The organism is Bacillus cereus group sp. MYBK245-2 (genome assembly GCF_051916145.1).
Lineage (GTDB): Bacteria > Bacillota > Bacilli > Bacillales > Bacillaceae_G > Bacillus_A > Bacillus_A pacificus.
In genome coordinates this window covers 244124-256664 of sequence record NZ_JBQAGB010000004.1, presented here as the reverse complement: position 1 = coordinate 256664, position 12541 = coordinate 244124, and the positions used below count along the sequence as shown (strand labels likewise).

Here is a 12541-nt window from a genome sequence, read left to right as displayed (position 1 = left end):
TGATAATCAGTGGGGGATGAACAAAACCCCCACTGATTAAAGTTTCACTTTATTTTGTATAAGGATGATTATAATGTATTGCGTAATAAAAGTGTCGTGTATTTAAGGATGTGGTCGAATTACGATGCCATTAAATAAGTCATTCCAAAATGCTTCATTGTACTGAAATACATCCATAATAGGACATTTTATAACGCAAATATTTTGCAATCCCCAATCTTCTTCCGTAACAGTTGGTACATCTTCAGGAATGAGTAATAGGACAGAGAATGTATGTGTAACGATTTGAGATAAAATCTGTTCTAAGGAACGTGCTTCTTCGTATGTTCCTCCAGTTCGAATAAACAATATGGATTGTGCCGTTTCAATTGTATTTAGAAAACGAGTAATACGATGCTCATAATTTAGTTTGATTTCTGTATAAGAAGGCCAAGAAGTTGGTGTGTTTACATCTGTTTTAAAGTCGTGGCAGGAGTCGATTTCATATAGATTGTCCCGGAGTCTTAATTTCGCACCATCATCCCAAAATGAGATGAAGGATAAGTTTTCTAACTGTAAAAAACGGTCAAATCGATTTTGTAATAATATATTCACTTTTTCTAATGATGGGCTTAGCATAAAATCAATAACGCCAAAAAATGGCGATAATTTGAATTGATATAATGCCCAAGCAGGCCAGCAGTTTTGTCCTAAACTGAATACTGCATGATATTCTTTTTTTATATCGGATAGATTCATGTGATTTATCTCATCCTTTTTGTTAATATTTTATGCTACTCAAAAATGGTATGTGAATAAAGATAGACAAGCATATTTGCAAAGAATAAGCAGAAATATGTTACAATAGAAAAAAATCGAACGAGGTGGTTGTTACGATGCGATCGAAGCGAGAACAAGCCATTTTAGACAATATAAAAGAATGGGAATCGCAATTAGTTGAGCAAGAAGCGACTGATTTTCAAAAACTGTTTGATAAATGGGTACATACTACAATTGCGAAACTACCTGAGAAAAAACGAAAAGATTTCTTTACGAAAGCAGATGGATGGCTCTTTCATTTGCATGCATTGATTCAAAGTTCACAATCACAGTTAGATGCGCGTAATCGTATTTTAGGAACATCGAGATTATTTGATGAATCGATTGAGCAACTAGAGGATTTAAAAGCATTATCTATTGACCAATTAACATACATAGCAGAGCAGCAAACAGCACGCCATCGCCTATATTCATTCGTACAAGGCGGAGCAACGGGTGCTGGAGGTTTATTATTATTAACAGCTGATTTTCCGGTTATGATTGCGTTAAATGTGAAGGCTGTCCAACTTATTGCAACGTCATTTGGGCATGATGTGAATAAGCCGTATGAAATGATGCTTGCGTTAAAAGTATTTCATGCGTCATTACTACCAGGAAGGCTTCAGCAATACGCATGGTACAATTTACTGCAAGAGTTAGAACAAGAAGATTCCTTCTTCTACGAAGGAGACGAAGCGGTGTTACAACCAGCTTCGACTGAAATTATTTTAAAACAAATTTTGAAAACATTTTCGATTTATGCTCTTCGTCGTAAATTATTCCAAGGTATTCCGGTAATTGGAATGGCAATCGGGTCTACAGTGAATTATCGTTTAACAAGAAACGTTACTGAATTTGCAAATAGATTTTATCAAGTGCGCCACATAGTCGAGAAGGAAAAAAGAGCATAAAAAAAGCGAGAGGCCGAAGCCTTTCGCTTTTTTAATTTGTTGCATGCTTTTTGGACATTGGAATAGATACTGGCTGCTTTTCTTCTGCTTTTTCTGTTTTTGGATAATAAATTAAATCCAATGTTTTTGCCTGTACGGCAATCGAAAGAATAGTAAAAGCAATTTCTGTCCAATTTAAATAATATAATGAAAGCGCAAGAACAATCGCGTCAAAGACGAAGAAAATTTGCCCAATTGTAAAACGTGTTTTTTTACTTAATACAATTGTTAAAATATCGTCTCCACCGGTTGCACCGCCAAATCGCAATATAAAACCGAGTCCAATACCAGCTAACGCACCGCCAACTACTGCAGCTATAAATAAATTGTTTGATAAATCGACCGTAAATGGAGAATAATTTTCCATAAGAGAATAAAATACTCCGAATGAAATTGAACCTAAGAATGAATAGCCAACCATTTTTCTACCTAACAATGACGCGCATAGTAGAATAATTGGGATATCCATCATTACAGTTGAAATAGATGGTGAAATATCATAAAAATTTTGGATGAATAGTGCGATACCTACAAAACCACCTTCTGTTAAGTGGTTTTGGAAGTGAATGTGATATAGCGCTGCTGCTAAAATAAATGAACCGATTAAAACCATAAAAACTTCTTTAATAATTTGTCGACTTTGGATGTTCCTCATCGTTATTCCTTCTTTCCGTAGTTAGTAGTCCTTTTTTGTGTTGTAAACTAACTACGAGCTCACATGTAGCTTCAGTTAGTTTACGAAAAAACTAACTACGCTATATGTCGCTGAAGAAATAACGAATAATCCTCTCGTCCATCAATTCTCCCTACTTTCGTTTTAGTTTAAGTCTTAAAACGACTAAACAAAACGTGGAGTAGGATTCTTCATTTAGCAATCCTGCTCTTCTTTGTTTTGTTTAGCTAGTAACAATTAAGCCCTAAACAAAACGCTATGTGTAAGAAGAGTCTTTTTTTTGCCAAATTATCCTTCGGGCAATCATAATTTCCCCACTCTCGTATTTTTTTCGCTAGACTAAAGTATCTGAGCTGGAAAATACGCTACGTGTATGATTCATCAATACGATGCCACATGCTCCTTCGAGCGATCATGATATCAAAATCCCTTCCTTCAAGATTTATATTATTATATCATACTTTCAAAAAATGTATGCGGATGGAAACCGACAATAAACGGAGGAAATCTACAAAAATTGTTATGTTTAAATATTTTTGTAGAAAAGCCTAAGTTATTTTGGAGAATTGGACAGTTTTTTTAGTTTGTCCAATAAGTAAGAAAAGAAGAGTTTCTATTCAGTTGTATTTTTATCATCATTTTTATCTTTAAAAAACGCATCCCAGCTAATCACACTTAAAAAAGTTAAAGCGATAATAACGAAAGCGCGCATAAGTGTAAGGCCTCCTTTTGTACATAGTATATGAATCATTTACTTTATAATGTGTCATATTTTTACAAATTTTAACTATTATGAGAGTATATTAATATAGATAGATAAAGAGGAGAGTGAGAATATGCTAAAAGACATGTTTAAAAGAAAAGAGTTAACATGTGTTTCATGTCAGAAAAAGATTCAATATGAAGAAGAGCTTGTTGCTTTTGTAAAGTTGCCGAAAGAAAGAAGTATATTAGTTGGTCCATTTGATGCGTGTTTGGCAAAAACAGCACAAGAAATATATTGTAAATCGTGTTACGACAAAAAAGCATGACCCAAAGTAATTGAGGGGTATGCTTTTTTTATTGGTGTGCTTTCCCCTCAGATACATTTTGAGTGAGTCGATACCAAAGCCAAAGGTCATTAATGATGGAAGCGAGATCGGCAATTTCTGAATTCAGTTTGCAAGAAATTTCGAAGTCTTCTTCGTTATTTAAATGATGCTGTTTTGCATTAATATAATGTTCGAGTTCTTTTATACGATCAGGAATCTTTCCGCGAACTTGTTCCCATTTTAATAAAATCGCATGTTGCATTTTTTCGGGGATATCTTCCCAGTCTTCTTGTAAATGCGGAACTTCAATTCCGAGATGTTCATCGTATAAGAAATACTTTTCCATAAGTTCACCCCCGTTTTCCTGCTTATATTGTACAAAAAAACAGAAAGAAGTTCGACGAAATTGTTTGAAAAAATTTGAAAATGACTCTTGATACATTTTGTAAAAGGTGTTAAAGTGTGAATTATTATAAAAGAAAATGAATATTTATTCTTTAGGGGGATGCAAAATGGAGAAGAAAAAAGTTGTATTAGCATATTCTGGAGGTCTTGATACTTCCGTTGCAATTAAATGGTTACAAGAGAAGAATTATGATGTTATCGCGCTTTGTTTAGACTTAGGGGAAGGTAAAGACTTAGCATTTGTGAAAGAAAAGGCACTTTCAGTAGGTGCAATTAAATCATATATGATTGATGTTCAAGAAGAATTTGCAAACGAATATGCATTGATGGCGATGCAAGCGCACACGTTATACGAAGGGAAATATCCTCTCGTTTCGGCGCTATCACGCCCACTTATCGCGAAGAAATTAGTGGAAATTGCAGAACAAGAAGGTGCGACTGCAGTGGCACACGGATGTACAGGGAAAGGGAATGATCAAGTTCGTTTTGAAGTTTCTATTCAAGCGTTAAATCCTTACTTAGAAGTGATTGCGCCTGTACGTGAATGGAAATGGTCACGTGAAGAAGAAATTGCCTATGCAAAAGAAAACGATGTACCAATTCCGATTAATTTAGACAGCCCTTTTTCAATCGATCAAAATTTATGGGGACGCAGTAATGAATGTGGCATTTTAGAAGATCCATGGGCAGCGCCGCCAGAAGATGCATATGAGATGACATTAGCATTAGAAGATACACCGAATAAACCAGAGTTTGTAGAAATCGGTTTTGAAGCAGGCGTACCGACAACTTTAAATGGTACTGCATACCCACTTTCAGAACTCATTAAAACGTTAAATGCACTTGCTGGAAAACATGGCGTTGGACGTATCGATCACGTAGAAAATCGCCTTGTTGGTATTAAATCGCGTGAAGTATACGAATGCCCAGCAGCGATGACATTAATTACGGCGCACAAGGAACTGGAAGATTTAACACTCGTAAAAGAAGTAGCGCATTTTAAACCGATGATTGAGCAGAAAATAACAGAACTTATTTATAACGGTTTATGGTTCTCGCCTTTAAAACAAGCGCTGAATGCTTTCTTACAAGAAACGCAAAAGAATGTAACAGGCATAGTGCGTGTGAAATTATTTAAAGGCCATGCGATTGTAGAAGGACGTAAATCTGAGTACTCTTTATACGATGAAAAATTAGCAACGTATACTGCTCAGGATGAATTTAATCATGATGCAGCAGTTGGATTCATTTCATTATTCGGTTTACCGACGAAAGTATACAGCCAAGTGAATCAAAAGAAGGTGGAAGCGTGAGCAAACTTTGGGGCGGACGTTTTACAGAAGAAGCGGAAGCATGGGTTGAAGAGTTCGGAGCATCCATCTCCTTCGATCAACAATTAGTAAATCAAGATATAAACGGAAGTATTGCACACGTAACGATGCTAGCAAAGCAAGGCATCGTTACGAAAGAAGAAGCAGAGAAAATAAAGATAGGTCTTCAATATTTATTAGAAGAAGCGAAACAAAATAAATTGCATTTTTCCGTTGAAGCGGAAGACATTCATTTAAATATCGAAAAGATGTTAATTGAAAAAATCGGTGAAGTAGGCGGGAAACTTCATACTGGCCGAAGTCGTAACGATCAAGTAGCGACAGATATGCATTTATATTTAAAAGAAAAAGTAGAACATATTATAAAAGCTACAAAACAATTGCAAACTGTTCTTGTTCATCAAGCAGAAAATAATATTGAAACAATTATGCCTGGTTATACGCACTTGCAGCGTGCCCAGCCAATTTCATTTGCGCATCATATTCTCGCTTATTTTTGGATGTTAGAGCGTGATGTGAATCGTTATGAAGATTCATTAAAGCGTATTAACATTTCCCCATTAGGAGCAGGAGCGTTAGCAGGAACGACATTCCCAATTGACCGAGAATATAGTGCGGAGCTTCTTGGATTTAATGGAATGTATGAAAATAGTTTAGATGCAGTAAGCGATCGTGATTTCATACTGGAGTTCCTAAGTAACTCCTCTATGCTTATGATGCACTTATCACGCTTTTGCGAAGAACTTATTTTATGGAGTAGCCAAGAGTTTCAATTTATTGAAATGAGCGATCAATACGCAACGGGAAGCAGCATTATGCCGCAAAAGAAAAATCCAGATATGGCGGAACTAATCCGTGGTAAAACAGGCAGAGTATACGGTAATTTATTTAGTTTACTTACAGTAATGAAAGGATTACCGCTCGCTTACAATAAAGACTTGCAAGAAGATAAAGAAGGAATGTTTGATACAGTAAAAACAGTAGAAGGATGCCTTCATATTATGGCAGGCATGTTAGAGACGATGACTGTAAACAAAGAAAAAATGGGGCAAGCTGTAACGCAAGATTTCTCTAACGCAACAGAAATTGCCGACTACTTAGCAAACAAAGGACTACCGTTCCGTCAAGCTCATGAAATTGTTGGAAAGCTAGTGCTGCACTGCACACAAAAAGGAATTTATTTAGTAGATGTACCACTTGCAACATATAAAGAAATGAGCTCGTTATTTGAAGAAGATTTGTATGAAGTGCTGTCACCATATGCGGCTGTAAAGCGTCGTAATAGTGCTGGCGGGACTGGATTTGAGCAAATTGAAAAAGCTTTGGAGAAGGCGAAAGGATTAGTTGGAGAGTTTGTGGGAATTAAATGATGTATGAGATAGAAGGTAAGGTGCTTTTTATAGAAAGCACCTTACCTTTTTGTATTTAGATTTTTATAGGAGTATTTATCATTTCATACTCATAAAATGATGTTTCTCATGTATCGCTAATAGTTGAATAGATTGAATCAAATTAGGATAGTGAGCAATTGGATCTAAAAATACGATATGCCCTGCAATATTTTCTTCTATATTTTGAACGAGTTTTTTTATTTCATTTGTTTCACGTGTAAGTAATTCTTCTAATTGAGTTACATTCATAGATTGATAGACTTTTTTTGAAGGGATTAAAATCCAAGGTGCTTTCATTCCTTTGCCATGCTTTTCTTTATATTCGGCATAAATGTCATGTATTTCAGTGGCAAATGGGGCGTTTTTTCTTAGCTTTGCATAAGGGATAAGGGTGAAAGAGAATTTAATTGCTACTTTAAGCATCTTTGCAATTAAATATAAGTGATAAAAGTGTTCACCAATAGACCATTTTTTGTCCTCTTTCCTATACCATAGTTGTTCTTTTGATAGTGAATGGAGATGAGGAAGGAATTCGTTCCTTTGTACATGTAATGTATGAAAATGTTTTGAGATATTTTCAGATTTCATATTTTGACAGCCTCCACATTTTTCCTAATTATAGCATTTTTCGTGTGGATGTAAGTAAGCCTAGAGCAATTTGCTCTAGGCTTACAATGTATCGATTAATCATACTTATGTCGATCTTCCGTAATTCGGATATACTCAATATCCATCAAATCTCTAAGCAGTGCACCGTTACTTAGTTCAACTCCATGTTTCTCTTTAAAATGTGCGCGAATTGTATCTAACATTTCGATTTCTTTCCCATTCACATCTAAAATAATACGTTCAGAATCATCCATGTAGCATCCTCCTTTTTTAAACATATATATTTTGTCCGTCTATTTCTAAAAAATGTATGTTAACGTAATGTTAGGAAATAAGAAAGGGATGGAAAATGAGACGTATTTATTTTATAGGGTTAATTTTGTACACATTAATTGTATTACATGTTGCATTCCCAAATGTTTTTTCATTTGAGGATGTAGAAACAGTACATATCGGGATATTTATCTTTATTCTATTTGTAGTAGACTGCTGTATTTCAATATGGCTTTCGAAAAGAAAACATGTACATGATAAAAAAGAGATAGAACGAAAAAAGAGAAAACGTTCATTTTGGATGATGACGTACTGTTTATCCTTAGCGCTTACTGCTGTCTTTTTTAGTGAGCATGTTCCATTAGAAAGATTAAATATTGGCTTTGGAGCGTTCGTATTTGCATACTATTTTTTCATGCACTTTCTTCCTTATATGAAAGAAAAGCGAGGAGAAGAGGAAGATCCGCTTGTAGAAGAAGCCAGAGAACAAGAGCATAAGAGAATAGAAGAAGATATAAAGAAACTAGGGGAACAAAAATGGTATTTGAAATCTAAAATCATATATGTTCTTTGCTTTATTACGCCGCCAATTGGCTATTTGTATGTATTCTGCCTTCGTAAAAAAATGACAGAAGATGCAAGGCAATCTTATTTAACAGTAGCTACGATTATGATGGCATTGTGGTCTTTGAAGTTTCTTCCGCCTTATGTGTTGGCAGTAGCTATTATTGTGCTAGTTTGTCTTGTATTTATAGTGAAGTATGTGAAATAAGTTGTAGTTATATAGACTACAGCTATATAATTATAATTGTAATAATATTATATAATGATTTATTTGAAAAAGGGGATGCGGTATGGGTTTAATAAAATCAGTAACTGGAGCAGTGTCTAAAGCTGCAGCTGAAGTAGTGGGCGGTGCGATAGAAGTAGTAGGCGAAGTTACGAACAGTAATTTCATAAAGGATGTTGGAAAAGGGGTTAATAAAGCTACGGTTAAAACTGGAGAAATCGTTGGGAATCTTGCTGATGGGACGTATGATGCTATAGGCGGTCTCATTACAGATGATAAACAGCAAGCGAAGCGAGGATACAAAGAAATACTGGGAACGGTTCAAGATACAGCAACGACAATTGGGAAAGGTATTGTACATGTTTCAGAAAAGGGAGTTGAAACGGTGCAAGCGATACGGGAGGGAGATACTGATAAAGCGATAGAAGCAGGAAAAGAATTAGCGAAGGTTGCAGCTGTAGGCGTCTTCTCAGTTGGAGTTATTGATATAATTGATGGTGTGGATGGAATCGCCGACGGAGTAGAAGGCGATAGTGTAGCACAAGCATCAGCTCCAGAAGCAATGGATGTAGAATATGCAGCGGAGGAAAACCCGAATACTCATCATGTAACACCCCATGAAAGAGTTTTACCTGATGGAAGAACAATATGGGTAGATGGTGATGGGGATACGAGTGTAAATACACAAGGTGGCTGGGAGCAACATAATCCAGATTACAGAATTCCTAAAGTATAAATGAAAATAGGGTAGATAAGAGAAAGTCTCTTATCTACCCTATTCATTTTTATAAATTAAAGCTCACCTTGCTCCTCATCACCACGAACAACAAGGACATCGCATTTCGCATAGCGAATAATATGTTCAGAGACGCTACCAATTAGGAAACGCTCAACAGCATTTAAACCAGTTGCACCACACATAATTAAATCTACTTTATGATTTGGAGCAATTTCTTTTGAAATTTTTGATTTAGGATTACCAAATTCTAATACAGTTTCAATTTTTTCAAGGCCAGCTTCAAGCGCAGTTTTTTTGTAGTCTTCTAATAAGTCTTCTGCAAATAGATTTGCACGTTCAGCAATTGCACGGCTATAAGCTTCTACTGCTGAGTATGCTTTTACATCAACGATATGAGCAATAGTTAATGTTGCATTGTTGCGTTTTGCGACTTGAATTGCTTTTTTAAAGGCTTTTTCTGCTTCTTTAGAACCATCCACCGCGATTAAAATATTTGTATATGTATTATTCATAGTAAATTCCTCCCAATCATTTTTATTACCGTTTACAACTTTATTATAAAACAAATTTTGGTAAGGTGCTTGTCGGAAACGTTACAGAATTTCGAAAACTCTGTTTTGATTCATTTTAGTTGTAATTGGTGCGAGAACTTGTTACATATGAACTATAGCAATTTAAAAGGGGGCCGTTTTGTGAGACACGCGCTCATTACAGCCGGTACGAAAGGTTTAGGAAAGCAAGTAACAGAAAAATTATTGGCTAAAGGCTATTCAGTAACAGTAACATATCATAGCGATATCACGGCTATGGAAAAGATGAAAGAAACATATAAAAATATGGAAGAGCGTCTACAATTCGTGCAAGCGGATGTCACGAAAAAGGAAGATTTACATAAAATAGTAGAAGAAGCGATAAGCCGTTTTGGCAAAATTGATTTCTTAATTAATAATGCTGGTCCATATGTATTTGAACGAAAAAAGTTAGTCGATTATGAAGAAGATGAATGGAATGAAATGATTCAGGGTAATTTAACAGCGGTATTTCATTTGTTGAAACTTGTCGTTCCAGTTATGAGAAAACAGAACTTTGGCCGTATTATTAATTACGGATTCCAAGGGGCAGATAGCGCACCGGGATGGATTTATCGTTCAGCTTTTGCCGCAGCGAAAGTAGGACTTGTTTCATTAACGAAAACAGTTGCTTACGAAGAAGCAGAATATGGAATTACTGCAAATATGGTATGTCCTGGTGATATTATTGGTGATATGAAAGAAGCGACAATTCAAGAAGCACGTCAGTTGAAAGAACGTAACACACCAATTGGTAGATCTGGAACAGGCGAAGATATCGCAAGAACGATTTCGTTTTTATGTGAGGAAGATTCCGATATGATTACCGGTACAATTATTGAAGTAACGGGTGCAGTAGATGTTATTCATAGACATCGATAGAGAAAAATAAAGTGAAGTTTCGAATGATTGGACAGTTTATCCTGTATGCAAAGAGGTGCGGATAATACTGTCCTTTAATATAAAATTAAATCTATCGGAAAACTTGTATTATTTTTTGTCAAATATTGAGATATTATGTTAAAATATAAGAGCGTAGAAAGCGCTTTAAAAAATGATTCAGGGGTCATTTCATAACTCAAGGGGGAACTAATAATGCGTATCGGTATTCCAACAGAAATTAAAAACAATGAAAACCGCGTGGCAATGACGCCAGCGGGAGCAGTACATTTAGTACAAAATGGTCATGAAGTTTTTGTTCAAAAAGGAGCAGGTTTAGGATCTGGCTTTACGGATGAAGAATACGTACAAGCTGGTGCGAAACTTGTAGAAACTGCTGAAGAAGCATGGAATCAAGATATGGTTATGAAGGTAAAAGAGCCAGTAGCAAGTGAATACGGCTATTTCCGTGAAGGTTTAATTTTATTCACATACTTACACTTAGCTCCAGAACCAGAATTAACGAAAGCATTAATTGATAACAAAGTTGTATCAATTGCATACGAAACAGTACAATTAGACAATCGTTCATTACCATTACTTGCACCTATGAGTGAAGTAGCAGGTCGTATGTCTGCACAAATCGGTGCACAATTCCTTGAGAAAAACAAAGGCGGTAAAGGTATTTTACTTGCAGGCGTTCCAGGGGTAAAACGCGGCAAAGTAACAATTATCGGCGGTGGTCAAGCTGGTACAAACGCAGCGAAGATTGCAGTAGGTTTAGGTGCAGATGTAACAATCATCGACTTAAGTGCAGAACGTCTTCGTCAATTAGATGACATTTTCGGTAACCAAGTAAAAACGTTAATGTCTAATCCATACAACATCGCAGAAGCTGTAAAAGAATCTGACCTTGTTATTGGTGCAGTATTAATCCCAGGTGCAAAAGCGCCAAAACTTGTAACAGAAGAAATGATTCAATCAATGGAGCCAGGTTCTGTCGTTGTAGATATCGCGATTGACCAAGGTGGTATTTTTGAAACAACTGACCGTATTACAACTCATGACAACCCGACTTACGAAAAACATGGCGTTGTTCATTATGCAGTTGCTAATATGCCAGGTGCGGTTCCACGTACATCAACTCTTGCATTAACAAACGTAACAGTACCATATGCAGTACAAATTGCGAACAAAGGCTATAAAGATGCTTGCTTAGGCAACACTGCATTATTAAAAGGTATTAACACATTAGATGGATATGTAACATTCGAGGCAGTTGCAGAAGCTCACGGCTTACAATACGCTGATGCAAAAGAGCTACTTGAAAAAGCTCCTGCTTTATCATAATAGAAATACATGTAAGCCCCTCCTTTCGTAAGGAGGGGCTTTTTATTGAGGCTAATTGTCTAGTTTCTTTACAATTTTCAATCCGAACATCATTGTAAAGAAAAGAATGCCGAACAAGTAATATAAGGCATACTCAACTCGTATCATCGAGTTTTTGTCAGTGATATATAAAATAAATAGTATCGCAGATCCGACTAAATGAGAGAGACCGAAAATTTGTGCCATAAGTTTTAAACTCATCTTTTCGATTCTTTCATCCATCTCAGGTAATGGATATTTCTCTGCATCGGTCTTTTTTGTCTTAAAGAATATTCGTTTCACTACGAATAGTATCAAAGAGAAGAGTATGTATACGCCAGCGAATAAAAGGACAGAACTAATCTTTTCTTCGTCATTACTATTGAAATAAAGAAGAGCTGAACCTAACAGCAAAATGGTAAGATGCGAAATGAACTTTTGATTAAAAGTATTTTTCATTCTTTTTCCTCCCCAGTTTTATCTAATTGAAATAAATCTTCTACTTTACAGTTGAAAAACTCACATAATTTCAATGCTAATTCTAAACTTGGGTTGTATTTGTTTTTTTCGATAGCGATGAGGGATTGTCTAGTGATTTGAACAGAGGAAGCTAATTGTTCTTGGGTGATGTCTCTAACGACGCGGAATTGTTTTACCTTATTTTTAATCAAATATACAAAGTCTCCTTTTTGTAAATTTGTTACATTTATTATATCCATTTTTAGGTAATAAGTA

Annotated in this window: 16 protein-coding genes; 8 read left to right on the top strand and 8 right to left on the bottom strand. The window is 35.7% G+C overall.

All coding sequences use genetic code 11. The features are described from left to right. Positions 1 to 102: 102 nt before the first annotated feature. Entirely contained in the window at positions 103 to 738 is a 636-nt protein-coding gene (locus tag ACTFRN_RS10195; protein WP_074615299.1) for a DUF1796 family putative cysteine peptidase, read from the bottom strand. 137 nt (positions 739 to 875) lie between these two features. Here ACTFRN_RS10195 and ACTFRN_RS10190 point away from each other — a divergent pair, with 137 nt between their 5' ends. Continuing rightward, complete coding sequence (locus ACTFRN_RS10190; RefSeq protein WP_001256870.1) at positions 876 to 1709, top strand: EcsC family protein; 834 nt, start codon at positions 876 to 878, stop codon at positions 1707 to 1709. A gap of 31 nt (positions 1710 to 1740) precedes the next feature. Here the strand turns inward: ACTFRN_RS10190 and ACTFRN_RS10185 are convergent, their stop codons facing one another. Then, positions 1741 to 2403, bottom strand: a complete 663-nt coding sequence (locus ACTFRN_RS10185) for a YitT family protein (protein WP_001244531.1) — start codon at positions 2401 to 2403, stop codon at positions 1741 to 1743. A gap of 854 nt (positions 2404 to 3257) precedes the next feature. Here ACTFRN_RS10185 and ACTFRN_RS10180 point away from each other — a divergent pair. After that, entirely contained in the window at positions 3258 to 3452 is a 195-nt protein-coding gene (locus ACTFRN_RS10180; RefSeq protein WP_000910290.1) for a hypothetical protein, read from the top strand. A gap of 28 nt (positions 3453 to 3480) precedes the next feature. On the opposite strand, the gene ACTFRN_RS10175 is transcribed toward ACTFRN_RS10180, so the two are convergent. After that, entirely contained in the window at positions 3481 to 3798 is a 318-nt protein-coding gene (locus ACTFRN_RS10175; RefSeq protein WP_014893478.1) for a hypothetical protein, read from the bottom strand. 166 nt (positions 3799 to 3964) lie between these two features. On the opposite strand from ACTFRN_RS10175, the gene ACTFRN_RS10170 reads away from it, so the two are divergent. Together ACTFRN_RS10170 and argH are read left to right on the top strand one after the other, a co-directional pair. Then, entirely contained in the window at positions 3965 to 5170 is a 1206-nt protein-coding gene (locus tag ACTFRN_RS10170) for an argininosuccinate synthase (protein ID WP_088106382.1), read from the top strand. After that, positions 5167 to 6558, top strand: a complete 1392-nt coding sequence (gene argH / locus ACTFRN_RS10165; RefSeq protein ID WP_000041260.1) for an argininosuccinate lyase — start codon at positions 5167 to 5169, stop codon at positions 6556 to 6558. The genes ACTFRN_RS10170 and argH overlap by 4 nt, the downstream gene beginning before the upstream one ends. A gap of 78 nt (positions 6559 to 6636) precedes the next feature. On the opposite strand, the gene ACTFRN_RS10160 is transcribed toward argH, so the two are convergent. Continuing rightward, entirely contained in the window at positions 6637 to 7167 is a 531-nt protein-coding gene (locus ACTFRN_RS10160) for a DinB family protein (protein WP_014893479.1), read from the bottom strand. A 95-nt stretch (positions 7168 to 7262) separates the two neighbouring features. Continuing rightward, positions 7263 to 7442 carry a hypothetical protein gene (locus tag ACTFRN_RS10155; RefSeq protein WP_014893480.1) on the bottom strand — a complete coding sequence of 60 codons (180 nt, stop codon included), beginning with the start codon at positions 7440 to 7442 and terminating at the stop codon, positions 7263 to 7265. Between the two features lie 95 nt (positions 7443 to 7537). Between ACTFRN_RS10155 and ACTFRN_RS10150 the strand changes: the two genes are divergently transcribed. Both ACTFRN_RS10150 and ACTFRN_RS10145 read left to right on the top strand, forming a co-directional pair. Continuing rightward, positions 7538 to 8233 (top strand): hypothetical protein, encoded by a 696-nt coding sequence (locus tag ACTFRN_RS10150; protein ID WP_074567716.1) that lies wholly within the window; start codon positions 7538 to 7540, stop codon positions 8231 to 8233. A gap of 82 nt (positions 8234 to 8315) precedes the next feature. Next, complete coding sequence (locus ACTFRN_RS10145) at positions 8316 to 8987, top strand: hypothetical protein (RefSeq protein ID WP_049112489.1); 672 nt, start codon at positions 8316 to 8318, stop codon at positions 8985 to 8987. Positions 8988 to 9043: 56 nt separating this feature from the next. Here the strand turns inward: ACTFRN_RS10145 and ACTFRN_RS10140 are convergent, their stop codons facing one another. Then, positions 9044 to 9502 carry a universal stress protein gene (locus ACTFRN_RS10140; RefSeq protein ID WP_001066673.1) on the bottom strand — a complete coding sequence of 153 codons (459 nt, stop codon included), beginning with the start codon at positions 9500 to 9502 and terminating at the stop codon, positions 9044 to 9046. Between the two features lie 147 nt (positions 9503 to 9649). Here ACTFRN_RS10140 and ACTFRN_RS10135 point away from each other — a divergent pair, with 147 nt between their 5' ends. Next, positions 9650 to 10441: an SDR family oxidoreductase gene (locus ACTFRN_RS10135; RefSeq protein WP_074567728.1), complete on the top strand. Its 792-nt coding sequence runs from the start codon at positions 9650 to 9652 to the stop codon at positions 10439 to 10441. A 213-nt stretch (positions 10442 to 10654) separates the two neighbouring features. After that, positions 10655 to 11788, top strand: a complete 1134-nt coding sequence (ald, locus tag ACTFRN_RS10130) for an alanine dehydrogenase (protein ID WP_001219405.1) — start codon at positions 10655 to 10657, stop codon at positions 11786 to 11788. 51 nt (positions 11789 to 11839) lie between these two features. Here the strand turns inward: ald and ACTFRN_RS10125 are convergent, their stop codons facing one another. After that, the gene (locus ACTFRN_RS10125) at positions 11840 to 12265 is read right to left on the bottom strand and encodes a hypothetical protein (RefSeq protein WP_074567714.1); all 426 of its coding nucleotides are present in this window, start codon (positions 12263 to 12265) and stop codon (positions 11840 to 11842) included. Next, complete coding sequence (locus ACTFRN_RS10120) at positions 12262 to 12525, bottom strand: helix-turn-helix transcriptional regulator (protein WP_002003636.1); 264 nt, start codon at positions 12523 to 12525, stop codon at positions 12262 to 12264. Before ACTFRN_RS10120 ends, ACTFRN_RS10125 begins: the two co-directional genes overlap by 4 nt. Between the last annotated feature and the right edge of the window lie 16 nt (positions 12526 to 12541).

Excerpts from the sequence above, each read along its gene's own strand:
- ACTFRN_RS10195 (WP_074615299.1), bottom strand. The coding sequence starts at position 738 with ATGAATCTATCCGATATAAAAAAAGAATATCATGCAGTATTCAGTTTA.
- ACTFRN_RS10190 (WP_001256870.1), top strand. The coding sequence starts at position 876 with ATGCGATCGAAGCGAGAACAAGCCATTTTAGACAATATAAAAGAATGG.
- ACTFRN_RS10185 (WP_001244531.1), bottom strand. The coding sequence starts at position 2,403 with ATGAGGAACATCCAAAGTCGACAAATTATTAAAGAAGTTTTTATGGTT.
- ACTFRN_RS10180 (WP_000910290.1), top strand. The coding sequence starts at position 3,258 with ATGCTAAAAGACATGTTTAAAAGAAAAGAGTTAACATGTGTTTCATGT.
- ACTFRN_RS10175 (WP_014893478.1), bottom strand. The coding sequence starts at position 3,798 with ATGGAAAAGTATTTCTTATACGATGAACATCTCGGAATTGAAGTTCCG.
- ACTFRN_RS10170 (WP_088106382.1), top strand. The coding sequence starts at position 3,965 with ATGGAGAAGAAAAAAGTTGTATTAGCATATTCTGGAGGTCTTGATACT.
- ACTFRN_RS10160 (WP_014893479.1), bottom strand. The coding sequence starts at position 7,167 with ATGAAATCTGAAAATATCTCAAAACATTTTCATACATTACATGTACAA.
- ACTFRN_RS10155 (WP_014893480.1), bottom strand. The coding sequence starts at position 7,442 with ATGGATGATTCTGAACGTATTATTTTAGATGTGAATGGGAAAGAAATC.
- ACTFRN_RS10150 (WP_074567716.1), top strand. The coding sequence starts at position 7,538 with ATGAGACGTATTTATTTTATAGGGTTAATTTTGTACACATTAATTGTA.
- ACTFRN_RS10145 (WP_049112489.1), top strand. The coding sequence starts at position 8,316 with ATGGGTTTAATAAAATCAGTAACTGGAGCAGTGTCTAAAGCTGCAGCT.
- ACTFRN_RS10140 (WP_001066673.1), bottom strand. The coding sequence starts at position 9,502 with ATGAATAATACATATACAAATATTTTAATCGCGGTGGATGGTTCTAAA.
- ACTFRN_RS10135 (WP_074567728.1), top strand. The coding sequence starts at position 9,650 with ATGAACTATAGCAATTTAAAAGGGGGCCGTTTTGTGAGACACGCGCTC.
- ald (WP_001219405.1), top strand. The coding sequence starts at position 10,655 with ATGCGTATCGGTATTCCAACAGAAATTAAAAACAATGAAAACCGCGTG.
- ACTFRN_RS10125 (WP_074567714.1), bottom strand. The coding sequence starts at position 12,265 with ATGAAAAATACTTTTAATCAAAAGTTCATTTCGCATCTTACCATTTTG.
- ACTFRN_RS10120 (WP_002003636.1), bottom strand. The coding sequence starts at position 12,525 with ATGGATATAATAAATGTAACAAATTTACAAAAAGGAGACTTTGTATAT.